This is a genomic window from Bradyrhizobium sp. SZCCHNR3119 (assembly GCF_032487775.1).
In the GTDB taxonomy this organism is placed as follows: Bacteria; Pseudomonadota; Alphaproteobacteria; order Rhizobiales; family Xanthobacteraceae; genus Bradyrhizobium.
Window position 1 is genome coordinate 4,418,034 of sequence record NZ_JAUEUV010000001.1, and the last position, 25,945, is coordinate 4,443,978.

Below are 25,945 nucleotides of genomic sequence, written 5' to 3' on the forward strand. Positions count from 1 at the left end.
AAGTAATTACCCAATGCAAGGCTCCGCTTCAAATGCCCGTCTGCGCTTCGGTTTTGCCCTGGTCGGCCTCGGCCGCCGTTGGCGGCGCGCGCTCGACGCGCGAATGGCCGCGCTCGGCCTGTCGGATGCCGCCTGGCCGCCGCTGGTGCATTTGGATCGGGCCGGCGATGGCATCACCCAGAACGAACTCGCGGTCCGTTGCGGCATCGACGGATCGACTTTGGTGCGCCTGCTCGACATTCTCGGCGAGCAGGGGCTGGTCGAGCGGCGTGTGTCGCCGACCGACCGTCGCGCGCGGCTCATCTTTCTCACCGCAAAGGGGCGGCGCGCGCTGACGTCGGTCTATCGCGTCCTGCACCAGGCGGAGGTCGCGATGCTGAAGGATGTCGACGACGAGCACCTGCAGGCGACGCTCGAGGTCTTCGCGCGGATCGAGCACCGGCTGGCAAAGGAAGACAAGCCATGACGATCCAAGCGCTCGCGCGCCTCGGCTTCGAGCCGCCGAAGCTCGCCTTCGCCTTGCGCACGGCGATTGCTGCCTCGCTCGGGCTTCTGCTGGCCTGGCTACTCGGGCTCGAACATCCGCAGTGGTCTGCGATGACGGTGTGGGCGGCGTCGCAGCCGCTGCGTGGCCACCTCCTGGAAAAAAGCGCTGCACGGTTCGCCGGCACCATCGTCGGCGCGCTGTTCGGCATGGGCCTGGTGCTGATGTCGCGTGGAGAGCCCTGGGTGCTCGTGATCGGCATCGCCGCGTGGATCGGCCTCTGCGCCTTCATCGGCAATCTGGTTCGCGGCTACGCGTCCTACGCCGCGATGCTGTCCGGTTATTCCGCTGCGATGGTGGCGCTGCTCGATGCCGCCCATCCCGAACATGTGCTGGCATTGGGGATCGACCGGGTGCTCACGGTCGCGGTCGGTATCGTGGCGGCCTTGATCGTAGGCCTGCTGTTCGCAGCTGCCGGCGACGACGTCACGGTGATCGAAAAGGCGCGCAGTCTGAGCGCCCGTATTGTTGGCGATCTCGTCGCGCGATTGCATGGGGCTCCGGTTTCGGAGAACGAGCAGCGGTCGATCCTCTCGGACATTGCCGCCCTGGAAGGCACGCTCGATCTGCACAGTGCCGGCTCGCGCCAGGGGCGCCGGCTGGTCAAGAAGATTCGGGCGCTGCTGGCCGCGCAGGTGGCGGCTGTGCTGTGGCTGCGATCGGATGTGGCCCCAGCGATTATGCTATCCGACCAAATCCTCGAGGGAGCCGAACGGTGCGCGACATCGGATCCGGAGCGGGCGCTTGAATTGCTGCGTCAGGCCATCGGCGCGGCAGATCCGAGGGATGATCTCACGACGGTGCTGGACGAACTGGCGGCCGCAACCTGCGACCTTGGTGACCTCGAAGGCGATTCCGCCGCCGAACTCGATCTGCATCGCGATTGGCTGCTGGCGCGTCGCGCCATGCTGCGGGCCATGATCGGACTGCTTGCGACCGGCGCCATCTGGCTTGCGACCGGCTGGGACATGGGCGGCTTCATGATGCTGGGCACCGCGATCATGCTGTCGATCTTCTCGACCTTCGAGAACCCGGCATCGATGCTGCGCCATGTCCTGGTCGGACAATTGCTCGGTACTGCGTTCGCCCTGATCTGCCGCTGGCTGGTCTGGCCGCTCGCGAACGGCCCGCTCGAGCTGGTCGTGGCCATGATGCCCTTCATTCTGCTCGGCGCGCCCTTGTTTGCGCACCGGCTGACGCAGCGCATGGCGTTCGACTACAATATGGTGCTGCTCTTGATGTTGCAGCCGGCCTGGCCGCAGACGATGACGCTCGAACATTCGCTGATGGCAAGCCTTGCCGTCATCATCGGTCCTGCTGTTGGCCTGGTCGCGTTCCAGCTGATTTATCCCATCGACAGCCGCGGGCGCTACGAGGCCGTCCGCACCGCCATGATCGACGATCTGGAGCACCTTGCGGCAAGCGCGCTTCGGTCGACACGGCGACGGAGATGGCGCGCGCTGCTGCATCATCGCATTCTGCTGGCGACTTATTGGGGCGAGCGCGCCTCATTGCCGGCGTCGCGGCTGGCCGAGGATGCGCTGGCGCTGCTCTGCGTCGCAGAGGCAATCGAGCATCTTGCCGACTTTGCGATCGTCGCCTCCTCGCAGGGGCTCCAGCGGCGACTGACTGCAACGTTGAAGCGCCTGCACCGGGTGGGCGCGGACCCCGCACGCGCGGCGCGGGCCTTACTCGCTGCCGCGCGAGGGTTATCCGTGGAGACCTCCGGCACCGCGCAGGTTCTGGCGCAAGCGGCCGGCAAGCTCATCGAGCGGCCCGCAGCTTTTCGCAAGCTGCGGGCTGCCACTGATTAGCTGGCCGCGGCATGGATCTCCGGCGGCGCGCTGACGGCTTCATCATGCGATCGCGCGAACACCTGCAGAGCCTCGGCCATCTGCATGCGCCCGCTGACGCCGGTGATGATGACGTCGACCATCGTGAACGACGAATGGAAGTGACCATGCGCCTTCAGCTGGCTGACCGGAACGCCGGCAGCCGCCAAGGCCTCGGCATAAGCAATGCCTTCGTCGCGCAACGGATCGAACTCGCAGGTGACGATATAGGCCGGCGGCAGGTCGGCGAGCTTGCCGCGCAGGGGCGAGACGCGCGGATCGGTGCGGTCGGCCGGCGAGCAATAGATGTCCCAGAACCAGTACATCAGCGAGCGGGTCAGGAAGTAGCCGGTCGCGTTCTCGGTATAAGAGGGGCGATCGAAGCTGCAGTCGGTGACCGGACAAATAAGCAGCTGCCCGCCGATAGCAGGTCCGCCACGGTCGCGCGCGAGCTGGCAGGTGGCGGCAGCGATGTTGCCGCCCGCGCTCCAGCCCGCGACCAGCACCGGGCCGTTGCGGCCGCCGAGTTCGGCCGCATGGTCGGCGACCCAGCGCGTCGCCGCGTAGCCGTCTTCCGCTGCGGCCGGGAAACGGTGCTCCGGCGCGTGGCGGTAGTCCACGCTGACGAAGATCATGTTGGAGCGGCGGCACATGTCGCGGCAGAACGGATCATCGGATTGCTCGTCACCAAGCACCCAGCCGCCGCCATGGAAATAGACCACGATCGGATGTGGTCCCGGTGTTGCCGGGCGATACAGCCGATAGCGCAGGGGACCATCGGCGCCTTGCAAGGTGCCGTCCTTGACTTCACCGACCGGCCGGCCCGGCGGCCGCGTTGTATTGAACTGCGCGACGAACTCGCGCGCGCCTTGCGCGCCCATGGATTCGATCGGCGGCAGGTTCATCTCGGCGAGCATGTTCAACACCAGCCGCACGTCCGGCTGCAGCCGCACGATTTCGCCGTCGTTACATTGCGTGGCGCCGTTCGGTCCGCTCAGCTTGAAGCCGAGCATGCCGCGGCTGACAATTTCGTTGCAGATGCTGCGGTAGGGACCGACGCCGCCTGTATAAGGCATCACGCCCTGCGGTTTGCCCGGCACGTTGGCGCCCGTATACCAGGTGTTGGCCAGGCGATGCAGCGTCAGCATCGCGCAGTCGGCCATGTGTCGCGCCCAACCGGCCTGCGCGGTCTCGGTCGCTTCCATGGCAGTGAAGCCGGACTCGCGCATCGCGATCAGCCGATCGACCACCCAGTCGACATGCTGCTCGATCGAGACCGCCATATTGGAGAGCACCGACGGGCTGCCCGGCCCGGTGATCAGGAACAGATTGGGGAAGCCGGTAACGGTCAGGCCGAGATAAGTCTCGGGACCGTGGGCCCAGAGGTCGGACAACGATTTGCCGCCGCGTCCCATGATCGGATGCACCGCCCTGATCGCGCCGGTCATCGCATCGAAGCCGGTTGCGAACACGATGATGTCGATATCGAAGCTGCGCTTCTCCGTCTTGATGCCGTTCGCGGTGATCGCCGTGATCGGCTCCTGGCGCAGGTTGACCAAGGTGACATTCGGCCGGTTGAACGTGGCGTAGTAGTTGGTGTCGAGGCAGGGCCGCTTGGCGCCGAACGGATGATCGTGTGGGGTCAATGCCGCCGCGGTGTCGGGATTCTTGACGATCTCGTGGATCTTCTCGCGGATCAGATCGGCGAGCAGTGCATTGCCGTCGGGGTCGACGCCCTGATCCGCCCAGAGCTGAGTCAGCATGCCGACGAGATCGCCTGCCGCCCACAGCGTCTCGAACCGCGCGCGGCGTTCGGCCTCGTTCATCTGCCAGCTATATTCGGTCGCGGGCGGCAACGGCACGCCGGCGAGCGACCACCGCGCCTGTTCGCGGAAGGTGGCGCGATCCTGCGCCAATTGGGCGGCGCGATCCTGCGGCACCGGGCCGTTATGTGCTGGAAGCGCGAAGTTCGGTGTGCGCTGAAATACGATCAGCTGCGCGGCCTGCTCGGCGATCACGGGTATCGACTGGATCCCGGACGATCCCGTGCCGATGACGGCAACGCGCTTGCCGGCGAATGTCACCTCGTCTTTCGGCCAGCGGCTGGTGAAGTGGATCTCACCCTTGAAGTCCTGGACGCCATCGATCTCCGGCGGCTTCGGCTGCGACAGGCAGCCGGTCGCCATGATGTAATGGCGGCAGGATACGGCAGGTCCCTTGTCGGTGGTCAGCAGCCAGCGCTCGCTGGTTTCGTCCCAATTTGCCGCGATGACCTTGGTGCCGAAACGGATATCGCGCCTCAGATCGTAGCGGTCGGCGACGAAGCCGAGATAACGCAGGATCTCAGGCTGGGTGGCGTATTTCTCCGACCAATGCCAAGCGCTGTCGAGCTCTGGGTCGAAAGTGTAGCTGTAGTCGACCGTCTGGATGTCGCAGCGCGCGCCGGGATAGCGGTTCCAATACCAAGTGCCCCCGACGTCATCGGCAGTGTCCAGCGCCAGAACCGAAAAACCGGCCTTGCGCAGGCGGTACAGCGCATAGAGGCCGGCGAATCCCGCGCCGACCACCGCAACATCGACCTGTTGCGTCTCGCTGGAGCCCGATTGTGGAGCACTTGCCGTGACCGTTGCGTCTGACATGCGATTCCTCCCGATGATTTTATGGTTGAGACAGGAGGCTAGTTCTGCGCGCGAGATTTGTCATCATGCCAGAAAGCAATCTATGATTGCTGCGCTGCGGTCACATCAGGACGGTGCTGATCTTGCATTGCCGGTGAAAATCCGGCGCGCTGTAGACAACGGCTTGAGAAAGCGACAGAAAGCGCCTTGCGGCAGCGCCGTCCGTGAAGTTTAACGCTTGGCGGGTGTCAGAACCGCTACACTGTCGCAAACCGAAGACTGATTCAGGTACGCCCATGCCGCTATCGCTGCCGAAACAAAAAATTCGTGTCCTGCTCCTGGAGGGCGTGAACGACTCCGCCGTTCGCATGTTCGAGGCCAACGGCTATACCGAGGTGGACCGGCTGCCCAAGGCGCTCGGCGCGGCCGAACTGAAGCGGATGCTGTCCGGCGTGCACATGCTCGGCATTCGCTCGCGGACCCATCTGACCGCCGAAGTGCTGGAGGCTGCCGATCGCCTGATGGTGGTCGGCTGCTTTTCCGTCGGGACCAACCAGGTCGATCTCGACGCGGCGAAGCGGCTCGGCATTCCCGTGTTCAATGCGCCGTATTCGAACACGCGCAGCGTCGCGGAACTCACCATCGCCGAAGTCGTGATGCTGTTCCGCCGCATCTTCCCGCGTTCAGTCTCGGCGCATGCTGGCGGCTGGGACAAGTCGGCGGCGGGCAGCCGTGAGGTCCGCGGCAAGACGCTCGGCATCGTCGGCTACGGCAATATCGGTTCGCAACTATCGAACCTCGCCGAGGCGATGGGCATGCGCGTGATCTTTCACGATCTCACCGACAAGCTTCGTCATGGCAACACCGAGCCGGTCGAGAGCCTCGACGAGCTGTTGGCCATGAGCGATGTGGTCACGCTGCATGTGCCGGAGACGCCGGCCACCGCGAACATGATCGGCGAGCGGCAGATCAGGCACATGAAGGATGGCGCCTATCTGATCAACAATTCGCGCGGTACGGTGGTGGATATCGAGGCGCTTGCAAGCGCGCTGCGCGAAGGCAAGCTCGCCGGTGCCGCGGTCGACGTCTTCCCGGTTGAGCCGGCCTCGAACGCCGATCCATTCGTCTCGCCGCTGCAGGGTCTGCCCAACGTGATCCTCACGCCTCACATCGGTGGTTCCACCGAGGAAGCGCAGGACCGGATCGGCGGCGAGGTCGCGCGCAAGCTGATCGACTATTCCGACGTCGGCTCGACCTTTGGTGCGGTGAATTTTCCGCAGGTGCAGCTGCCGGCGCGCCCGACGGGCACGCGTTTCATCCACGTCCATCGCAACGTGCCGGGCGTGCTCCGCCAGATCAACGAAGCCGTGTCTCGCCACAACATCAATATCCTGGCGCAATATCTGCAGACCGATCCGGAAGTCGGCTATGTCGTGCTGGAAACCGACGTGGTCGGCGGGGAGGGCGAGGCACTGCTCGCCGAGCTGCGGGCGGTCGACGGCACGATCCGGGTGCGTGTGTTGTACGATCACGACCGGCCGTAAGCCGTCCTATCCTTCGGCGGCATATGTAAGGGATCTCTGGCGTCGCGGCGGCCCAGTCCGGAGCAGGGCTTGTTCGACGCCTGGCGTGCGCAACAGCTTCGCCGCGGATTCGAACATCAACGCCTCGTCGTCGCAGGGATGGTTGAGCAGTTCTGCGACGATCCGTCCGGGGCGAGGCGACAGCACAACGATGCGATCGGCGAGACGTACGGCCTCGGCGACGTCGTGAGTGACCAGCAGGGCAGCGATGCCGGCCGTGTCGACCTCGTTTCGGATCAGCCGCTGCATATCTCGCCGCAGGCCAACATCGAGCGCCGAGAACGGCTCGTCCAACAATAACAGATCCGGCGCCACGGCAAGCGCACGCGCGAGGCCAACGCGTTGACGCATGCCGCCGGATAATGCGTGCGGTCGCTTGGCGAGGTCGGCAGTCTCCAGCCCCAGCCGAAGCAGGATGCGAGTCGCGGCGGTTTCCCGCGCGCTCCTCGCCATTCCAGCGGCTTTCAGGCCGAAGCCCGCATTTTCGAGCGCGGTCATCCACCCCGCAAGACGCGCATCTTGGAACACGAACGCGCTGCGCCGGAAGCTGTTGCCGACGGTCCCGGCGCTTGGATGGAGCACGCCGGCTGCAAGCCGCAGCAGCGTGGTTTTGCCGCAACCGGACGGGCCAAGTACGGCAACGAATTCGCCGGATCGCACTGTAAGCGTCAGGCTGTGGATCACGGCTACGTCGGCAAAGTGCATGGCGAGGTTCTCGATCCGGAGCATGCGTCAGCCTGCCTCGAAGCTGGGCGCACGCCGTGTCGCCGCCCACAGACGGAGCGGAGCAACCAATGCGAAGTCGCAGGCCAGCACCAGCAGCATCACGAGAATGATCCAGGCCATCGTTTCCGCCAGGTCGAGATGGGCGCGGGCGGTCGCCAGCCGGCCACCAATCCCCGTCCCGCTCCCCATCACCTCCGACATGATGCAGACCTTCCAGGCGAAGCCGAGCGCGGTTGCAGCTGCCGGCACAAGATGGTCGAGCAGTTGCGGCAAGTCGATGTCGATCCATGTCTGCCGGCGCGATGCGTGATAGAGCCGCGCCATTTCGGCAAGGCCCGGATCGCGCGCATCGAGCCCTTGCAAGGCCGAGAGGAAGAGAACCGGGAAAATCGTGATCGCGACCGTGAAGGCCGGCATGAAGCCCGACGCCCCGAACCAGAGAAAGGCGAGCACGAGCCAGGCGACCGGTGGAACGCCGAGAAAGGCTGTCGTAACCGGCCTCAGTGCAAAGCGGAGACGTCGCGATGCTGCCGCGATAGCGGCGAGACCCGTGCCGAGAACGCAGCCGCAGCTCCAACCGGTCAGCGACTGCACGGCCGTGAGCTTCAAGGCCGCGCTAACCTCTCCGCTTTCGGTCAGAGTCAGCAGCTTCCATGCTGCATCCGAAGGTCGAGGCAGCACCAGCGGACCGAATGCACGGGACCCGAACTCCCACGCCACCCACACGGTCGCGAGCCCGGCCGTTCCCCACAGGATGCGTCCCGGAATGGTCACGGTGCCAGATAAAAATCGTCGCCCGGCAGCTTGCCTGCCAGCGCGTCGGGCGCAAGATCGAGGATGGCTTGGTAGAACCGGGTGAGTTCGGTACGTGCGGCTTCCGCCGGAACGATGCTCATGTTGAAATGCTCCAGCGCCTTCTCGAAGATCATCGGGCGCATCTGCATCTTGGCCTCGGCCAGGGCTGCGGCCTCGCTGCGGTTCGCCAGGACCCAATCCTTCGCCTGCGGCAGGCTCTTGCGCAGCGCATTGATCAGCTCCGGCGAATCGTCGAGCAGGCTGGCATGCACGGCGACACCGACCATGGGAATGCCAGTCGTAGCGCCATTCTTGGCGCCGTGCTTGGTCCAGACCTGTTGCAGGCTGATGGCGCGATGAAGCGTGCGGCCCTGTTGAGCGGCCATCATGATCGCGGCGGTGGCTGGCGGCTCCGACAGGATCGCGGCCGTGGCGCGCCCCGCCGCCAGCATTTGTGCCGCCTCCATCCCGGTCTGCACATAAGACAATTTGAGGTCCTCGTCCGGGTCGAGGCCCTCCATCTTGGCACAGGCGCGGAAGACCAGATCCGGCATGTCGTTCCGGAAAAAGCCGAGCACCGGCTGCCCGGCGAGATCGGCGAAGCTCTTGATCCTCTCGTCTTCGGCGACCACCGTGAGGTGCCCCATGCCGAGCAGGCACAACAGCTTCAACGGCATGCCGCGATTGGCGAGGTTGGCGGGTACATGGGTCGGCGTGGAGAACAGTTTGGTATGGCCGCTGACGACAGCGGCGCGCAGATCGTCGGTGTCCCGCCAGAGTCGGAACGTTGCTTCAGGTGCCGCCGATGACAATGCGCCGGAGGCGAGCGCCCGCACCAGCGTAATGGTGGCGCCCGTCGGCGCCCCCAGGATCTCAAGGCCGGGCACCACCTTGGCGAGGCTGCGTCCAAGCGGCAGGGCGGCCAGCGCCGCACCGGCAACGAGGCTGCGACGGGAGAGGAGAGGGAGCGCGGAATGACTCATGGCAGAACTCCGCAAGTTATATCCATGTCAATATAGCATGAGCCGCGCGAAACGGGACGCTGGCGTATTGTCCGGCACATGCCGTGGCGGTGCTCATGGAGCAATCGTCATGCCAGCTGTATTATGGGCGAAACAGCTCAGGAAGCCGCCTGGCCGCTGTCGCCTTCGGGACAGGCCTGTTGATTTGCCTACAGCCTGACAATGCGGCAGAGTGCGTCGATGATATCGCGTTCTGGCTTTGCCTCTGAGAACGACGGCCTCGCGCTGTCGAGATGATGATGACCGGTCAACCGTTGCCTGTGGCGGCTGCTTCCACTGTTCTGAGCACGACAGTGCCGGCGCGGGTGCTGCGACACGACCCACAATACGGGATGTCGACGCTGTTCTTTGCCGACGGCGAGTTGCGGGTGCCGATGGTCGATGCGCCGGTCGACGCGGGTGTGTCGGTGACGATCGAAGCGCGCGACGTCTCGATCGCGTTGTCGCGTCCGATGGACGTTTCCATTACCAACCGCCTGCCCGGGAAAATCGAGGAGATCCTGCCGCTGGAGGCGCCTTACGTCCGAGTCACGCTTGGTCTCGGCGCAACGCGGCTACACGCGTTGGTGACCCTGGAATCGGTCGAGCGCCTGGCGCTCGAGGCCGGCCTGTCGGCCTGGGCGATGATCAAGAGCGTCGCGATCGGACCCGGCGCGGTTCGGCCTTCGGAGCTGCCTCGGCCACGCCGTTGGCCCGCTTCTGATAGTCCGGATCAGTAGCCTTCTGCAGCTCGCCGAGCGCGGCCGTCGTCGCCGTGCGCGTGCGCCGCTCCATCGAGCGGTACAGCGCGATCAGCCGCTCGCCGAACGGCGTGATTTCTGCTCCGCCGCCGCGCCGTCCAGGATGGGTCTCGAACACCGGGGTCTCGAAGGTGCGGTTGAGCGCATCAACCATCAGCCAGCATTTGCGGTAGGAGATGCCGCTTGCGCGCGCTGCCCCGAGAATCGAGCGCTCTCTCCTGATCGTCTCAATCAACAGAAGATCCTCCGGCGTGAGGCGGCCGCCATTGCCGAAATTGATCGTCAGTTCGATCTGTGCCGCGTCCTTCATCCGGTGCCGATCCAGTCGTTGACCGGCCTGATCATGTCACGTGCGTAGGAGGCTGTCACCACCCGGCCCGACCACCCCTCGAGCCAACCGGGGCGCTGTGCGATCTCGGCCTGGACGCATTGGCCAAACTCGCCAGCGAAGTTCCGCCATTCGCTCATCAAGGCCGGCGATACCGATGTGATGATCGGCACCCCCGCGGCAATTGCGGTGCCGAAGGCATCGCTCAGGCCGCGCCCCATCGCCTCCTGCTTGCCGAACTTGCTCAGGATCACGATGTCGGTGCCGCGTGCGATCTGCTCCTGGACCGCGGCGCAGGCGAGCGCAAGTCCTTCGGGGGCGAGACTGCAAGCCTGTGAGCCGGGGCCGAGATCCTGCGAGATCGAGAACACACGGTCGTCATCGAGGCTGCGCAGGACCATGGATTTGCACGGATGGTCATGGTCGGCTGCGCTCTCGACCACGCCGACGACCCGCAGGCCGGTTGCAGAAAGACGCGCCGCGAAGTCGTGCAGCATGCCCTGGATGACTGCGGAGGCGGCACCCTGCAGCGCCACGATCTGACACGTTGCGATCTCGGCAATACCCATGGCAATTCTCCTCATGCGTTGGCGGAGACGCGGCCCGCCTTCCGGTCGGTCTGCATAATGGCGGTGATCGCGGCGATCGCGCTGGTGCCGATGGCATGGCCGCGCTCGTCGATGCCGCTCCAGGATGCGTGCCGACCGCGCGGATCGATCTCCAGCAGCTTGACATCTGCCGGCACGCGCGAGCCGTCACGAGCAATGCCCCGGAGCGCACCGTCCAGCGGCGCAAACACGGGCACTCCGCCGAGCGAGCCGAGCTGAAGTCCCTTGTAGACGCGGGTCCCGATATCGACCGGCGTGTGCCAGATGCCCTCATGATCCGAATAGACGAAGCGTTCGCGGCCGGCACCGCCGAGGCTGCGCGCCTTTCCGTCCGCAAGTTGCGTCGTGCCGTGTGAAATGATCGCCCCCGTTGCGCATGGGTGGGTTTCGATCGCGACGTCGCAGTTGAAGCCGACCGCAAAGTGCGGTCCGATGCCGACTGCGACGCGGGCGACGCCGCGCAGGTCCGGCGTTATGAGGCGCTTCTGCATGCGACCGTCGACGATCACTGCGGGATAGCGGAAGGCGATGATGTCAGTGAGATGCATCTCGGTGACGGCAACGCGGTCGGGCTCCCGATGAATCCGGACGATGTCGGCGACCCCCTCGGCACGCTCACCGACAATGCCTGCGAGTTCGCGACGTTCGCCGAACAAGACGTCGTGAAACGCCATGCCGCGGCGGATCACCGGGGGAAAGGGGTCGTGACACATCACCACCGCAAACCGTGCGTCATTGAGCTTGGTCGCGACGGCGGAGGCGATTTCGTTTGTGCCAAGCACAAGCGCGAGGGGTCTTGGTGCGTTGGGGTGCCAGGTGACGGCGGCGGGCTTCATAGGGAGACCTCGTGTTGCGAGATCCTTCATAGCAAGCACCGCGCCAACGGTCGGGAGCGATCTTAAGTATTTGGATTGTCATCAGAAACGGCTGGTCTGGTGTTTTCTCGAGAGTTCAAGCTGTATTGTCTCGTATATAACAACGCATCCTATATTGTCGCGGATATAACAGCGATATGATCGTTTGGATTTGCGGCGCGTCAGACGGACGGCTGTTCGCGGCGTACCAGCGCGACACCTTTGACTTGAGCGTAGACTTCGAGTCCCACCGCGAGATCGAGCTCTTTCCAGGAGCGTTGGGTGACGCGCGAGAGCAGACGTGCGCCGCTGCCGTCGAGGCCGAGGCCGAGCAGCGCGGTCACCCGGTGGTCCGACTGGCTGCGGATGCTCAGGATCTTGGCGCGGAGCACATTGACGATCGTGCTCCGGCTGGGCTGCTCGCGGGCCAGGCTGACGTCGTCGGCCAGGATCCGCAGACGACGATGGTCGCCAATCCGCAGGGGCTCGGCGGGTAAGAGGAATTGGCCGCCGGGCACTGCCAGCGTCGTCATGCCATCGGCTTCGTCTTGGGCGACCACCGTTGCATCGAGGCTGACTGCAGCATCGCGCGATACTGCGAGCGGCAACGCCAGATCAGCCTGCAGGTCGGTGAGCAATCCTGCCGCAATCACACGGCCGCTTTTCATCAGTACCAGCTGATCCGCGAGCCGTTCGACCTCCGCCATATCATGGCTGATATAGAGGATCGGCAGGTCGAGCGCGCCGTGCAGCCGCTCCAGATAGGGCAGGATCTCGTCTTTGGTCATCTGATCGAGTGCCGAGAGCGGCTCGTCCATCAGCAGGAGCTTGGGCTGGCTGAGCAATGCGCGGCCGATCGCGACGCGCTGCCGTTCGCCTCCGGACAGGTTGCGCGGTGAGCGGTCCAAGTGCCGGTCGATCCCGAGCAGCGCCACGACCTCGTCGAAGGCGATCGCGCCGGGATCTGTTTTCGCGGGACGGCCGTACGTCAGGTTGCGGCGGACCGAGAGGTGTGGAAACAGATTGGCTTCCTGGAACACGTAGCCGATCGGACGCTGGTAAACCGGACGGAAGGATTTTTCGTCCTGCCACACATCGCCGGCAACCGAACAGAACCCGGCCTTCATGCGGTTCAGACCCGCGATACAGCGCATCACCGCGGACTTGCCGCAGCCCGACGGACCGAAGATGGCGATCACACCGCGCGCCGGCAGCTCGAATTGGGCGTTCAGTTCGAAGCTTCCAAGGAGCCCGCGAAAATCGACCTTGATGGTGTTGGACGTCATGATGCTAATCGGCTGACCTTCTTCTCGATCAGCATCATGGCGAGGATCACGCAAAAGGAGAAGATCACCATGCCGAGCGCGAGCACCGAGGCCTCGGTCCATTGCGACGTCTCGACATAATCGTAGATCGCGACCGACAGCACCTTCGTCTTGCCGGGGATGTTGCCGCCGATCATCAAGACCACCCCGAACTCGCCGACCGTGTGGGCGAAGCCCAGAATGGCGCCGGTGAGGAAGCCTGGGCTTGCGAGCGGCACCGCGACGGTCCAGAACGCCCGCCAGGGCGAGGCCCGCAAGGTTGCCGCAGCTTCGATGGGCTTATCGCCCATCGCCTCGAACGCGTTGCGGATCGGTTGCACGACAAACGGCATCGAGAACAGCACGGAGCCGATCACCAGCCCTGGGAATGTGAAGGCCAGCGTACGGGCCCCCCATAGCGCCGCAAGCATGCCGCCAGGACCATTCGGCCCCAGCGCCACGAGGAGATAGAATCCGAGCACAGTCGGCGGCAGGACGAGCGGGATCGCCACCAGCGCGGCGATAGCTTCCTTCCACCAGCGTTTCGAGCGCGCGAGCCACCAGGCGATGGGCGTTCCCACGATCATCAGAATGACAGTCGTGAGCGAGGCAAGCTCCAGCGTCAGCCGGACCGGCTGCCAGATATCGCCGGAGAGAGTCATGACGCGCTCAAGCCCAGGGTCTTCCGCTCTCCAACGGGGGCGGCCAACTCTGTGGCCGACATGCGCAGGCGATCAGTATACATCCAACTCCTACGAACCCGACTTCGGATCCAGAGCATAGCCGTATTTCTCGACTACTGCGCGAGCCTCCGGGCTCCTCAGGAAGGTGAGGAACGCGGTGGCGGCTTCGTTACCGGCGGAGGTTTTCAAGAGCACGGCGTCCTGGCGAATCTCCGTATACAGATTTTGCGGCACCAGCCAGCGCGAGCCGCCGGCATTGGGCATCAGCTGCGACAGGGCGACGAAGCCGATCTCGGCATTGCCGGTGTCCACGAACTGAAAGGCCTGCGAGATCGTATTGCCCATCACGATCTTGGGCTGCACCGTGTCGTAGAGTTTGAGCGCCTTCAGGGTCTCGACCGCGGCGGCCCCATAGGGGGCGGCCGTGGGATTGGCGATCGAGAGCTTGTTGAACGCGCCTGCCTTCAGCGTCTCCTCGCCTTTCACGGCATTCGGATCCTTGCTCCAAAGCACGAGCTTGCCGATCGCATAGGTGAAACGGCTGTCCGGCACGCCGAGACCTTCGGCGACCAGTTTTTTCGGCCGTTCATCGTCGGCGGACAGCAGGAGGGCGAAGGGCGCGTTCTCCTTGATCTGGGTGTAGAACTGACCCGACGCGCCGAAGCTCAGCACGACCTCATGGCCGGTCTTGGCCTTGAACAGCGCCGCGATCTCCTTCGCCGGCTCGGTGAAATTGGCGGCAACCGCGACATTGGCGCTGCCGGCAAAGGCGGCCGCGCTGGTGAACAGCCATGTCGTGGCGCAAAGGGCGGCGACCAGTACCGAACGGATCAGTTTCATCACATTAACCTCATTCATCGCGCCGGTCCGGCGCCGCACCCGACAGTTGCCTGCCGCGGCTCGATCGCCTCCGGGCTTCAATGTCTCGAAGCCGACGCTGCCATCGGCGACCCGAAGAGCGGTGCAAGTGCCGTTCCATTGTCGGGGGAGCGTCCAGCTTGATCAGCAGTGAAGCTATATCACTATGTATATACCACGGTAAATGGGATGCGGCGTCATCGTCAACCGCCCTCGGCGGTCGGTGCGCCAGCGGGCGATGTGGACCGTAGCCGCTGGCGCGTCCGCGCCTGTCGGATATCCGACAATCAGGCGGACGAAGCTTTTTGCGAGTGGTCAGGGCTTGGCGGCATCGGGCAAATAGCGCGCACCCTCCCGGCCAAGGAAATCGAGCATGGCCTGGGCGGGGGGCAACAAGAGCTTGTCGGCCCGCCGGATGGCGTGCCACTGGCGAATGATCGGCAGCCCCGGGATTTTCAGCGCGACCAACCGGCCCTCTTCGAGCTCGTGGGAGACCGTATGCTGCGAGATGAAGGCGACGCCGAGGCCTGCGATCACGGCCTGCTTGATGGTTTCGTTGCTGTCCATCTCCATGCTGGTCTTCGGCTGCAATCTGTTCTTCCGGAAAAAGTCCTCCATCAGCATGCGCGTGCCGGAGCCGATCTCGCGAGTGATGAAGACTTCGCTGGCGAGATCGGCTGCAGTAATCCGCCGCTTCTTCGCGAGCCAGTGGTTGGCGGATGCGATCACGACGTGCGGATGCTTGCCGAGCGGCCGCATGTCGACCTGAAGGTCGGCGGGCGGACGTCCCATGATCGCAATGTCGAGATCGTAGCCGCGCAGCGCCTCGCGGATCGTGTCGCGGTTGCCCACTCGCAGCGACACGTCGATCTTCGGGAAGCGGCGGGAGAATTCGGCGATTGCGAACGGCACGAAATATTTTGCGGTGCTGACCGCGCCGATCGACACCCGTCCGCCGCTGCGGCCGGCGATCATCTCGAGCTCCTGCTCGCAATCGAGCAGCGCAGCCTCGACGCGTTCGGTCAAGGCGAGCACGCTGCGCCCGGCATCCGTCAGGACCATGCCGTCGGCGGTGCGTTGGATCAGCGGCAGGCCGGCAAGCTCCTGCAGGTTGCGAATCTGCAGGGTCACCGCGGGCTGGGTCAGGTGAAGCCGGCCGGCCGCGGAGGTCACGGAACCGGAGGTCTGAACCGCGGCGAGCGCACGCAGCTGCCGGATCGTCAGGTCGCGCGAAAATCGCTTCGCCATGTTCTCCCACCATAAAAAATTCTTTTGTTATTCCAAAGATAAAGAAATTTCACTAATTATGCAATTCGCGGCTTGATAGGCGGACGGCGATGCCGAGACGCCGCAAGCGTCAAGCCCGAACAACGATGGCTGACGGCACGGGAGGGGCTTTATGGACCGACATCTGACATTGCAGGCACATCTTGCGGCGCAAGGCGCGGAGGCCTCCTGCGCCGCCGTCATCGTGGCGCTGGCTGGAGCGGCGCGCGATCTCTCTCGGCTGATCGCCATCGCGCCATTGTCCGAAGGGAATGGCGGTGTAGCGGGAACCAATTCCGACGGCGACAGCCAGAAGCCGCTCGATCTGATCGCCGATGGACTCATGCGTGAAGCTCTCCGGAACGCACCGGTGGCCGGCATCCTGTCCGAAGAGGTCGATGCGCCGGAAACGCTCGATGCGGCGGCGCCGCTTTGTGTCGCGATCGATCCGCTCGACGGCTCGGCCAACATCGAGAACAACATCTCGGTCGGTACGATCTTCTCGATCAGGCCACGAGGCCGCGATGTCGTTTCGAGCTTCTTCGAGCCGGGCACTGTCCAGCTCGCGGCGGGGTTCTTCATCTATGGACCGCAGACATCGCTGGTGCTCGCAATCGACGGGCGGGTCGATCTGTTCGTGTTCCATCCGTCATTGCGGGAGTTCGTGCTCGCGAAGACCGGCTTGCGGATTCCTCAGGACTCGCCGGAATTCGCGATCAACGCATCGAACAAGCGGCATTGGAATGGTGCGGTGCGCGATTACGTGGACGAATGCCTGTCCGGCGCAGCCGGTCCGCGCGGCCGCGACTTCAACATGCGCTGGGTCGCATCACTGGTCGCGGAAGCCTATCGCATCCTGATGCGCGGCGGAGTGTTCCTCTATCCGGCCGATGCTCGTCCCGCCTATCGCGAAGGCCGCCTGCGGCTGGTCTACGAAGCGCATCCGATGGCGCTGATCATGGAGTGGGCGGGCGGCGCGGCGTCCAACGGGCGATCACGCGTTCTCGAACTCTCGGCGCGCTCGCCGCACCAGCGTGCACCGTTGATGATGGGCGATTCCCGCGCGGTGCGCGATATCGACATCCTGCATGAAGGTGTCGAACCCTTGTTCGAAAGCAGCGACGCGCCTCTGTTCGCGCGCCGCGGCCTGTTCCTCTGAGGGGCCGCCATGTCACGTCGTCATCCCATCATCTCGATCACCGGCTCATCCGGCGCAGGGACCACATCGGTCAAGAAGACGTTCGAGAACATCTTTCGTCGTGAGAATGTCAAAGCTGCCTACATCGAAGGCGACGCCTTCCATCGCTATGACCGCGAGGAAATGCGGCGCAAGATGGTCGAGGAGCAGGAACGCGGCAACAAGCATTTCAGCCACTTCAGCCCCGATACCAATCTGTTCGAGGAACTGGAACGGACGTTTCGCGATTACTCCGAATCCGGCACCGGCATGACCCGCCATTATGTCCATGATGACGAGGAGGCGAGCCTTTATGGGGGAAAGCCAGGAACCTTCACGGACTGGACGCAGCTGCCGGGCGATTCCGATCTGCTATTCTACGAAGGACTCCACGGCGCCGTCGTCACCGAGAAGGTGAACATCGCCAAATATGCCGATCTGAAGATCGGCGTTGTCCCGGTGATGAATCTGGAATGGATCCAGAAGCTGCATCGCGACCGCGCCTCGCGCGGCTATTCCACTGAAGCGGTGACCGACACGATCCTGCGGCGCATGCCGGACTATGTGAACTACATCATTCCGCAGTTCTCGGAGACCGACATCAATTTTCAGCGCGTACCGACGGTCGATACGTCGAACCCCTTCATCGCGCGCTGGATCCCGACGCCGGACGAATCGATGGTGGTCATCCGCCTGAAGAACCCGCGCGGCATCGACTTTCCCTATCTGCTCTCGATGATCCCGCAGAGCTTCATGTCGCGTGCCAATTCGATCGTGATCCACGGCGCGAAGCTCGATCTTGCGATGCAGCTGATTCTCACGCCGATGATCCTGCAACTGATGGAACGAAAGAGGCGCACGCTATGACCGCAATCGCCCTGCAAACCGTGGCCGCGAAGCCGGAGATCGGCCACGCCGAGATGGCGAACGCAATCCGCTTTCTCGCGATCGACGCCGTCGAGAAGGCGAAATCGGGACACCCTGGCATGCCGATGGGCATGGCCGACGTCGCCACCGTGCTTTTTCGAGAGTTCCTGAGATTCGATCCCACCGATCCGGCCTGGCCAGATCGCGACCGTTTCGTGCTGTCGGCAGGGCACGGCTCGATGCTGCTCTATGCGCTGTTGCACCTGACGGGCTACGAGGCCGTTACGCTGGACGAGCTGAAATCTTTTCGCCAGTGGGGCGCCAAGACGCCGGGACATCCCGAGTATGGCCATACGCCGGGCGTTGAGACCACGACCGGGCCTCTCGGTCAGGGCATTGCGACCGCGGTCGGCATGGCGCTTGCCGAGCGCATGATGAATGCGCGGTATGGCGACGACCTGGTCGATCACTACACCTATGTGATCGCGGGCGATGGCTGCCTGATGGAAGGCATCAGCCACGAGGCGATCTCGCTTGCGGGGCATCTCAAGCTCAGCCGCCTGATCGTGCTGTTCGACGACAATCATATCTCGATCGACGGCTCGACTTCGCTGTCCTGCTCGGATGATCAGTTGGCGCGCTTTGCGGCGTCAGGCTGGGCGACGTGCCGGATTGATGGTCACGATCCAAGTGCGATTTCCAATGCGATTGCGCAGGCGCGGCAAAGTGATCGTCCGAGCCTGATTGCCTGCCGTACCACCATCGGTTTCGGCTCGCCGGGACGACAGGGGTCGGAGAAGGCGCATGGCGCGCCGCTCGGCGCGGAAGAGGTCGAGAAAACGCGGGCTGCGTTGAACTGGCCGCACCCTCCGTTCCAGATTCCGGGCGAAATTCTGGCGAACTGGCGCGCGGCTGGTGCGCGCGGGCGGATCGAACGCCAGGCCTGGAAGGAGCGTGCGCGGCGGCTGTGCGCGGGCGACCGTTCGCCCTGTCACGACGCGCTGAACAAGAAGTTGCCGGCGACCTATGCCGAGCGGATGTCCAGCCTGCTGGCGCAACTGACGACCGAACAGCCGAAGATCGCGACGCGCCAGGCTTCGCAGGTCACCATCGATGCCATCGCGGAAGCGCTGCCCAATCTGCTGGGCGGCTCGGCCGACCTGACCCATTCCAACTTGACCAAAGCGAAGACGCAGAGGCCGGTCACACCCGAGGCAATGGACGGCAACTACATCCACTACGGCGTGCGTGAGCATGCGATGGCGGCTGCGATGAATGGCATTGCGCTGCACGGAGGCTTCATTCCCTACGGCGGTACGTTCCTGGCGTTCGCCGATTATAGCCGGCCGGCGATCCGGCTGGCGGCGCTGATGGGCATCCGCGTCATTCATGTGATGACGCATGACTCGATCGGCCTCGGCGAGGATGGGCCGACGCACCAGCCGGTGGAGCACCTGGCGGCATTGCGCGCCATTCCCAACCTGCTGGTGTTCCGGCCGGCCGATGCTGTCGAGACGGCAGAGGCCTGGGATTGCGCGCTGCGGACCGAGACCGCACCGTCCGTGCTTTGTCTCTCGCGCCAGGCGCTGCCTCCGTTCCGGACCGAGCCATCCGACCTTAATCGCGTCGCGCTCGGTGCCTATGTCGTGGATGAGCCGGAGGGCGGGCGCGACGTCACGCTGATCGCGACCGGCTCCGAAGTTGCCATCGCACGTGACGCGGCCAAGCTGCTTGCCGCCGACAGCGTGCGCGCTGCGGTGGTCTCAGCGCCCTGTTTCGAACTGTTCCGGCAGCAGCCTGCCGCCTATCGCGCCGATGTTCTCGGGGAGGCGCCGCGGATCGGCATTGAAGCTGCGATCGAAGGCGATTGGACGCGCTGGCTCGGCGACAGCGGCGAGTTCGTCGGCATGCAAGGGTTCGGCGCATCGGCGCCGGCCGAGGTGCTCTACCGCGAGTTCGGCATCACGCCCGCGGCGGTAGCCGACGCCGCCTTGCGCTGCATCATCCGCGCGCGTGCATCTTAAGCAATCAGACAACAGGGACGGAGACAGATCATGGCGCGGATCACTTTGAGGCAGCTATTGGATCATGCGGCCGAGCGCGGCTACGGCGTGCCGGCCTTCAACATCAACAATATGGAGCAGGGGCTTGCGATCATGGAGGCTGCTGCGGCCGTCGATGCGCCCGTCATCATCCAGGCTTCGCGCGGCGCGCGCTCCTATGCCGGCGACATCATGCTGTCGAAGATGATCGATGCCTTGGAGGAGATGTATCCGCAGATCCCGCTGTGCCTGCATCAGGACCACGGCAACGACGAGGCCACCTGCGCCACGGCGATCAAGCACGGCTTCACCTCGGTGATGATGGACGGCTCGCTCAAGGCGGACGCCAAGACCGCGGCTGACTACGACTACAATGTCGATATCACGCGGCGCGTGGTCGAGATGGCGCACTGGGTCGGCGCTTCCGTCGAGGGCGAACTCGGCGTGCTCGGCTCGCTCGAGCATGGCGGCGGCGAGCAGGAGGACGGCCACGGCGTTGAGGGCAAGGTCAGCCACGACCAGCTGCTGACCGATCCCGTGCAGGCCGTCGACTTCGTCCGCGCCACCAAGGTCGACGCGCTCGCGATTGCGATGGGCACATCGCATGGCGCTTACAAATTCTCGCGCAAGCCGGACGGCGACATTCTCGCGATGCATGTGATCGAAGAGATCCATCGGCGGCTGCCGAATACGCATCTGGTTATGCACGGCTCGTCTTCGGTCCCGCAGGCGCTGCAGGACATGTTCAATGCGTTCGGCGGCGAGATGCCGCAGACCTGGGGCGTGCCGGTGGAAGAGATCGTCCGCGGCATCCGCCACGGTGTGCGCAAGGTCAACATCGATACCGACTGCCGGCTCGCCATGACCGCAATATTCCGAAAGGTGGCGTCGCAGTCGAAGAGCGAATTCGATCCGCGCAAATTCCTGAAGCCGGCGATGGATTCGATGCGGGAGCTGTGCCGCGAGCGGTTCGAGCAGTTCGGTGCTGCCGGAAACGCATCCCGGATCAAGGTCGTCCCGCTGGCGGAGATGGCCAGGCGTTATCGCTCAGGCGCGCTCGATCCACGCATCGGGGGAATGACAGAGGCTGCGTGAGCAGCGGACCAGCATGCAGAAACACGAGGAGGAACACATGAACGACCAGTCGATCACGGTGCGCGGTAAGGATCGTTACAAGTCCGGCGTCATGGAATACAAGCGCATGGGCTATTGGGAGCCGTCCTACCAGCCCAAGGACACCGACGTCATCGCGCTGTTCCGCGTCACCCCGCAGGATGGCGTCGACCCGACCGAGGCCTGTGCTGCGGTTGCGGGCGAATCCTCCACCGCGACCTGGACCGTGGTGTGGACCGACCGGCTCACCGCTGCCGAAAAGTATCGTGCGAAATGCTATCGGGTCGAGCCGGTCCCGAATTCGCCGGGCAGCTATTTCGCCTATATCGCCTACGATCTGGACCTGTTCGAGCCGGGCTCGATCGCCAATCTCACCGCCTCGATCATCGGCAACGTGTTCGGCTTCAAGCCGCTGAAGGCGCTGCGGCTCGAGGACATGCGGCTGCCGATCGCCTATGTTAAGACCTTCCAGGGCCCGGCCACCGGAATCGTGGTCGAACGCGAGCGGCTCGATAAGTTTGGCCGGCCGCTGCTCGGCGCCACGGTGAAGCCGAAGCTCGGCCTTTCCGGCCGCAATTACGGCCGCGTCGTCTATGAGGCGTTGAAGGGCGGCCTCGACTTCACCAAGGACGATGAGAACATCAACTCGCAGCCCTTCATGCATTGGCGCGAGCGCTTCCAATATTGCATGGAGGCGGTGAACAAGGCCCAGGCTGCGACCGGTGAGGTCAAGGGCACCTATCTCAACATCACCGCGGCGACGATGGAAGACATGTATGAACGCGCCGAGTTCGCCAAGGAACTCGGCTCGGTCGTCGTCATGATCGATCTCGTGATCGGCTACACCGCGATCCAGTCGATGGCGAAGTGGGCGCGCAGGAACGACATGATCCTGCACCTGCACCGCGCCGGCCATTCCACCTACACGCGGCAGCGCTCGCATGGCGTCTCGTTCCGCGTGATCGCCAAGTGGATGCGGCTCGCCGGCGTCGACCACATCCATGCCGGCACCGTGGTCGGCAAGCTCGAGGGCGATCCCAACACGACCCGCGGCTACTACGACATCTGCCGCGAGGATTTCAATCCGATGCGGCTCGAGCACGGCGTGTTCTTCGACCAGAATTGGGCGAGCCTCAACAAGATGATGCCGGTCGCCTCCGGCGGCATCCATGCCGGCCAGATGCACCAGCTGCTCGATCTGCTCGGCGAGGATGTCGTGTTGCAGTTCGGCGGCGGCACCATCGGCCATCCGCGCGGCATCGCCGCCGGCGCGACCGCCAACCGCGTCGCATTGGAAGCGATGATCCTGGCCCGTAACGAAGGGCGGGACTACGTGCACGAAGGCCCGGAGATCCTGGCCAAGGCAGCGCAAAGCTGCACGCCGCTGCGCGAGGCGCTCGAGGTCTGGAAGGACGTCACCTTCAACTATGAATCGACCGATACGCCGGATTTTGTGCCGAGCGTCACGGCTGCGGTCTGAGAGGAGATCACAATGCGCGTCACCCAGGGCTGCTTCTCTTTCCTTCCCGATCTGACCGACGAGCAGATCACGGCGCAGGTCCAATACTGTCTCGACAAGGGATGGGCGGTGAACATCGAGTTCACCGACGACCCGCATCCACGCAACATCTATTGGGAAATGTGGGGGCTGCCGATGTTCGATCTGCGCGATGCGGCCGGCATCATGCGCGAGCTTGCCGATTGTCGGAAGATCTATGGCGACCGCTATATCCGCATCTCCGGCTTCGATTCCAGCCACGGCTGGGAATCCGTGCGTATTTCCTTCATTGTCAACCGGCCACAGCATGAGCCGGGCTTCCGGCTCGACCGGCAAGAAGCCGCCGGGCGCAACGTACGCTATGCCACGCATGCATATGCGACCGGGCGGCCCGAGGGCGAACGGTACTCATGATGCAGACCACGCAGGCGAACGCGGCCCAGGCGACGCCGGTCGACACCATCGACCTGCGTCGCGAATTCGAGGACGTCGACATCGCGCCGGTGCTCGAACAGCTCGATCGCGACTTGGTCGGGCTGGCGCCGGTCAAGACACGGATCCGCGAGATCGCCTCGCTGCTTCTGATGGAACGCATTCGGCAGAAAATGGGGCTTGCGACCACCTTCCCGACCTTGCACATGTCGTTCACCGGAAATCCCGGCACCGGCAAGACGACTGTGGCGCTGCGCATGGCCGGCATCCTGCACCGGCTCGGCTTCGTTCGCCGCGGCCACGTCATCAGCGTGACGCGCGACGACCTGGTCGGGCAGTATATCGGCCACACCGCGCCGAAGACCAAGGAGGTGCTGAAGAAGGCGATGGGCGGCGTCCTGTTCATCGACGAGGCCTATTACCTCTATCGGCCGGAGAACGAGCGCGATTACGGCCAGGAGGCGATCGAAATCCTGCTGCAGATCATGGAACAGCAGCGCGAGGATCTCGTGGTCATTCTCGCCGGCTATGCCGACCGGATGGAGAAGTTCTTCCAGTCCAATCCCGGCTTCCGCTCTCGCATCGCGCATCACATCGACTTTCCCGACTATTCCGAACCGGAACTCCTCACCATCGCCGAGCTGATGCTGGAAGGACAGAACTATCGTTTCACCCCCGAGGCTCGCGTGGCGTTCGAGAAATATATCGCGGTGCGCAGGACGCAGCCGCTGTTCTCCAATGCGCGCTCGATCCGCAACGCACTGGATCGCGTCCGCCTCCGGCAGGCCAACCGGCTGGTGTCGCGGCTCGACCGGGTGCTGACCTCGAATGACGTCATGTCGATCGAGGCGGCGGATGTGCTGGCGAGCCGGGTGTTTCGCAACGCGGAGCAGCAAGCATGAACCTCGCGCTGGCGACGGCGACCACGCCGCTCGACGAGATCCGATATCGGCTGACTGAAGCTTCCGCGCTGATCTTTGACGTCGACGGCACCTTGGCCGAGACCGAGGAGCTGCATCGCGAGGCCTTCAACGAGGCTTTCGTGCAGCTTGGCCTCGACTGGCATTGGGGACCACGCATCTACAAGGAGCTGCTGCAGGTGGCCGGCGGCAAGGAGCGCATCCGCGCTTTCGACCAGATGCGGCGGTCCGGTCCACCTTTGACCGATGCCGTGGTCGCCGAGTTGCATGGTGTGAAGACCGCGCGCTTCGCTGCCCTGATGGCGGAGAAGGGCTGTCCGTTGCGGCCTGGAGTTCGGCCGCTGCTCGATGCGGCGCTGGCGCGCGGGCAAACGCTGGCGATTGCGACCACCACGACGCGCGCCAATCTCGACGCATTGCTCGCGCCGGCGCTGAGCCAGGCCTGGGAAGCCAGGTTTGCCGCGGTCGTTGCGGCCGACGATGTCGCGCGCAAGAAGCCGGCGCCTGATGTCTACCTCGAGGTGTTGTCGCAGCTCGACCTCTCGGGAGAACGCTGCTTGGCCATCGAAGATTCCGGCAACGGCCTTCTCGCCGCAAGGCGTGCCGGCATTCCGGTGCTGATCACCCGCAGCCGCTATTTCAGCGATGACGATTTCGACGGCGCGCTTGCTGTTGTCGACGATCTCACCGAACTCGCCATTTGATCGCTTGGTCATAACGGCTCGTTGATATGTTCGCGGCGGATGTGGCGCACCCGCAGCCAGATCGTCAGCGCGGCCAGCGGCACGAACACGGCAATGGCATAGCCCGGTTCGAAATGCAGCGTGCCGGTCTCATGCGCGGCCTTCACGAGATAGGAGAACAGTCCGGTCAAATAGTATGTGATGGCCGCGACCGAAAGACCTTCGACCGTGGTCTGCAGCCGCAGCTGCAGCCGGGTCCGCGCGTTCATCGACTTCAGCAGTTCCTGGTTCTGTTGCTCGAGCTCGACGTCCACGCGTGTGCGCAGCAGATTGGCGGCGCGCGCCAGCCGCAGCGACAGCGCGGCTTGCCTCGCTTCAGCCGTCATGCAGGTCCGGATCGCCGGCGCCATGCGCCGCGCCAGGAACGATGACCAGGTCGGAAAACCCGGCATCTTGCGTTCGCCGATGCTGTCAAGGCGCTGCGTGACGATCTCGTCATAGGCGCGGCTCGCGCCGAAGCGGAACAGGCTCGCGGCGGCACCCGCCTCGACCTCGGCGGCGAGGGCGGTCAACTCGTCGAGCATCTGATTGTTGTCGGACAGGTCAGTGGCGCTGCGCATCCGTTCGGTGACCTCGGCAAGGCGCTTTTCCGCCGCGTTGATCGAGGGCGCCAGCCGTTGCGCCTCGGGCAGGCCGAGCAGCGCGAGCGTCCGATAGGTTTCGATGTCGAGGAGATGCTGGACGGTGCTACCGATCCGCGCCGGACTCATGCCGCGATCGAGCAGCAGGATGCGCACGTAGCCTTCCGGATTGGCCTGGAAGTCGGTGGCGTAGATGCCGGTGCCGTCGGCGATCTCGGCCATGGCGAGACTGACGGAATCGAACATCGCAAGCAGGCTGCTGCTGGCGTCGTCATCGGGCAGCACGTTGAGATCGACCGCGACCAGCAGCGGTCCCGGCTGCGGCACCAGCCGCATCGGCGCGGCAAGCGAAGCAGCCGACGGATGAAAGGCGCCGGCATTCGGGTCGACCGGCACTTCCCAGGTATAGGTCGTGAATTCGGAATGCTGCTCCCAGCGCAGCACGGTGCCGCCGAGCGAAACCCGGAAATGCTTGTCCTGCGGCAGCGGTGGCGGCACGCCGCGCGATCTGCACAATTCGATCAGCTGGGTGCGATCGGCGAGCGCCCGCGGACCGGACGTGTCGAAGCCGAAATGCAGGATGCGGGCCGGCACCGTCACGGGATGCGACGGCCGGGCATGAACCTCGCCGAGAATTGCGGTCCGCAGCGCATGCGGCGCCAGACGCGCCTCCTCGCTGTCTCCGATCAAGACGATATCGCTCATGCCGATCAGCCCACAGATCGCCGTTTCCGCCAGCTATCAACGCATATTCGTCGACGCAAGTCGACATGGAGTTGGCGACGACATGGTGACTGCGCGACGACGACGC

24 protein-coding genes are annotated in these 25,945 nt (G+C 64.3%); 12 read left to right on the forward strand and 12 right to left on the reverse strand.

Features of this window, described 5'->3' with window-relative positions:
• Nucleotides 1-13: 13 nt before the first annotated feature.
• A complete protein-coding gene (locus QX034_RS20320) occupies nt 14-466 on the forward strand; it encodes a MarR family winged helix-turn-helix transcriptional regulator (RefSeq protein WP_315744749.1) in 453 nt (150 codons plus the stop codon).
• Entirely contained in the window at nt 463-2,358 is a 1,896-nt protein-coding gene (locus tag QX034_RS20325; protein WP_315700741.1) for an FUSC family protein, read from the forward strand. Before QX034_RS20320 ends, QX034_RS20325 begins: the two co-directional genes overlap by 4 nt.
• Here the strand turns inward: QX034_RS20325 and QX034_RS20330 are convergent.
• Nucleotides 2,355-5,015: a flavin-containing monooxygenase gene (locus tag QX034_RS20330; RefSeq protein ID WP_315700740.1), complete on the reverse strand. Its 2,661-nt coding sequence runs from the start codon at nt 5,013-5,015 to the stop codon at nt 2,355-2,357. The genes QX034_RS20325 and QX034_RS20330 overlap by 4 nt on opposite strands.
• A gap of 275 nt (nt 5,016-5,290) precedes the next feature.
• Here QX034_RS20330 and serA point away from each other — a divergent pair, with 275 nt between their 5' ends.
• Nucleotides 5,291-6,538, forward strand: coding sequence for a phosphoglycerate dehydrogenase (serA, locus tag QX034_RS20335; RefSeq protein ID WP_315700739.1), 1,248 nt, complete (start codon nt 5,291-5,293; stop codon nt 6,536-6,538).
• Nucleotides 6,539-6,544: 6 nt separating this feature from the next.
• Here the strand turns inward: serA and QX034_RS20340 are convergent, their stop codons facing one another.
• The 3 genes from QX034_RS20340 to QX034_RS20350 are packed head-to-tail and all read right to left on the reverse strand — an operon-like array spanning nt 6,545 to nt 9,081.
• The gene (locus QX034_RS20340) at nt 6,545-7,306 is read right to left on the reverse strand and encodes an ABC transporter ATP-binding protein (RefSeq protein WP_315700738.1); all 762 of its coding nucleotides are present in this window, start codon (nt 7,304-7,306) and stop codon (nt 6,545-6,547) included.
• A gap of 3 nt (nt 7,307-7,309) precedes the next feature.
• Nucleotides 7,310-8,077: an ABC transporter permease gene (locus QX034_RS20345; protein ID WP_315700737.1), complete on the reverse strand. Its 768-nt coding sequence runs from the start codon at nt 8,075-8,077 to the stop codon at nt 7,310-7,312.
• Nucleotides 8,074-9,081: an ABC transporter substrate-binding protein gene (locus tag QX034_RS20350; RefSeq protein ID WP_315700736.1), complete on the reverse strand. Its 1,008-nt coding sequence runs from the start codon at nt 9,079-9,081 to the stop codon at nt 8,074-8,076. The genes QX034_RS20345 and QX034_RS20350 overlap by 4 nt, the downstream gene beginning before the upstream one ends.
• A 278-nt stretch (nt 9,082-9,359) precedes the next feature.
• On the opposite strand from QX034_RS20350, the gene QX034_RS20355 reads away from it, so the two are divergent.
• A complete protein-coding gene (locus tag QX034_RS20355; RefSeq protein WP_315700735.1) occupies nt 9,360-9,839 on the forward strand; it encodes a TOBE domain-containing protein in 480 nt (159 codons plus the stop codon).
• Here the strand turns inward: QX034_RS20355 and QX034_RS20360 are convergent.
• The 7 genes from QX034_RS20360 to QX034_RS20390 form a co-directional block, all read right to left on the reverse strand.
• Nucleotides 9,748-10,170 (reverse strand): winged helix-turn-helix domain-containing protein, encoded by a 423-nt coding sequence (locus QX034_RS20360; RefSeq protein WP_315700734.1) that lies wholly within the window; start codon nt 10,168-10,170, stop codon nt 9,748-9,750. The two genes, QX034_RS20355 and QX034_RS20360, sit on opposite strands and share 92 nt — an antisense overlap.
• Nucleotides 10,167-10,757, reverse strand: a complete 591-nt coding sequence (locus tag QX034_RS20365) for a DUF2478 domain-containing protein (RefSeq protein WP_315700733.1) — start codon at nt 10,755-10,757, stop codon at nt 10,167-10,169. Before QX034_RS20365 ends, QX034_RS20360 begins: the two co-directional genes overlap by 4 nt.
• Before the next feature lie 11 nt (nt 10,758-10,768).
• Nucleotides 10,769-11,632, reverse strand: coding sequence for a xanthine dehydrogenase (locus tag QX034_RS20370; protein ID WP_315700732.1), 864 nt, complete (start codon nt 11,630-11,632; stop codon nt 10,769-10,771).
• 200 nt (nt 11,633-11,832) lie between these two features.
• Nucleotides 11,833-12,936, reverse strand: coding sequence for a molybdenum ABC transporter ATP-binding protein (gene modC, locus QX034_RS20375; RefSeq protein WP_315700731.1), 1,104 nt, complete (start codon nt 12,934-12,936; stop codon nt 11,833-11,835).
• Entirely contained in the window at nt 12,933-13,616 is a 684-nt protein-coding gene (gene modB, locus QX034_RS20380; protein ID WP_315700730.1) for a molybdate ABC transporter permease subunit, read from the reverse strand. Before modB ends, modC begins: the two co-directional genes overlap by 4 nt.
• Before the next feature lie 90 nt (nt 13,617-13,706).
• The gene (modA, locus tag QX034_RS20385) at nt 13,707-14,477 is read right to left on the reverse strand and encodes a molybdate ABC transporter substrate-binding protein (protein ID WP_315728445.1); all 771 of its coding nucleotides are present in this window, start codon (nt 14,475-14,477) and stop codon (nt 13,707-13,709) included.
• A 333-nt stretch (nt 14,478-14,810) separates the two neighbouring features.
• Complete coding sequence (locus QX034_RS20390) at nt 14,811-15,743, reverse strand: LysR family transcriptional regulator (RefSeq protein WP_315700728.1); 933 nt, start codon at nt 15,741-15,743, stop codon at nt 14,811-14,813.
• Between the two features lie 151 nt (nt 15,744-15,894).
• On the opposite strand from QX034_RS20390, the gene QX034_RS20395 reads away from it, so the two are divergent.
• Genes QX034_RS20395 through QX034_RS20430 form a run of 8 tightly spaced genes read left to right on the forward strand, consistent with a single transcriptional unit; the run spans nt 15,895 to nt 24,514 of the window.
• A complete protein-coding gene (locus QX034_RS20395) occupies nt 15,895-16,920 on the forward strand; it encodes a class 1 fructose-bisphosphatase (protein ID WP_315700727.1) in 1,026 nt (341 codons plus the stop codon).
• 9 nt (nt 16,921-16,929) lie between these two features.
• A complete protein-coding gene (locus QX034_RS20400; protein WP_315700726.1) occupies nt 16,930-17,805 on the forward strand; it encodes a phosphoribulokinase in 876 nt (291 codons plus the stop codon).
• The gene (tkt, locus tag QX034_RS20405) at nt 17,802-19,829 is read left to right on the forward strand and encodes a transketolase (protein WP_315728443.1); all 2,028 of its coding nucleotides are present in this window, start codon (nt 17,802-17,804) and stop codon (nt 19,827-19,829) included. The genes QX034_RS20400 and tkt overlap by 4 nt, the downstream gene beginning before the upstream one ends.
• A gap of 30 nt (nt 19,830-19,859) precedes the next feature.
• Nucleotides 19,860-20,942 carry a class II fructose-bisphosphate aldolase gene (gene fba, locus QX034_RS20410; protein ID WP_315700724.1) on the forward strand — a complete coding sequence of 361 codons (1,083 nt, stop codon included), beginning with the start codon at nt 19,860-19,862 and terminating at the stop codon, nt 20,940-20,942.
• 37 nt (nt 20,943-20,979) lie between these two features.
• Nucleotides 20,980-22,440 (forward strand): form I ribulose bisphosphate carboxylase large subunit, encoded by a 1,461-nt coding sequence (locus QX034_RS20415; RefSeq protein WP_315700723.1) that lies wholly within the window; start codon nt 20,980-20,982, stop codon nt 22,438-22,440.
• Between the two features lie 12 nt (nt 22,441-22,452).
• Complete coding sequence (locus QX034_RS20420; protein ID WP_315700722.1) at nt 22,453-22,872, forward strand: ribulose bisphosphate carboxylase small subunit; 420 nt, start codon at nt 22,453-22,455, stop codon at nt 22,870-22,872.
• Entirely contained in the window at nt 22,872-23,792 is a 921-nt protein-coding gene (gene cbbX, locus QX034_RS20425; protein ID WP_315703069.1) for a CbbX protein, read from the forward strand. The genes QX034_RS20420 and cbbX overlap by 1 nt, the downstream gene beginning before the upstream one ends.
• Complete coding sequence (locus tag QX034_RS20430) at nt 23,789-24,514, forward strand: HAD-IA family hydrolase (protein WP_315700721.1); 726 nt, start codon at nt 23,789-23,791, stop codon at nt 24,512-24,514. Before cbbX ends, QX034_RS20430 begins: the two co-directional genes overlap by 4 nt.
• Before the next feature lie 8 nt (nt 24,515-24,522).
• On the opposite strand, the gene QX034_RS20435 is transcribed toward QX034_RS20430, so the two are convergent.
• Nucleotides 24,523-25,839, reverse strand: a complete 1,317-nt coding sequence (locus QX034_RS20435) for a DUF3422 domain-containing protein (RefSeq protein WP_315700720.1) — start codon at nt 25,837-25,839, stop codon at nt 24,523-24,525.
• Between the last annotated feature and the right edge of the window lie 106 nt (nt 25,840-25,945).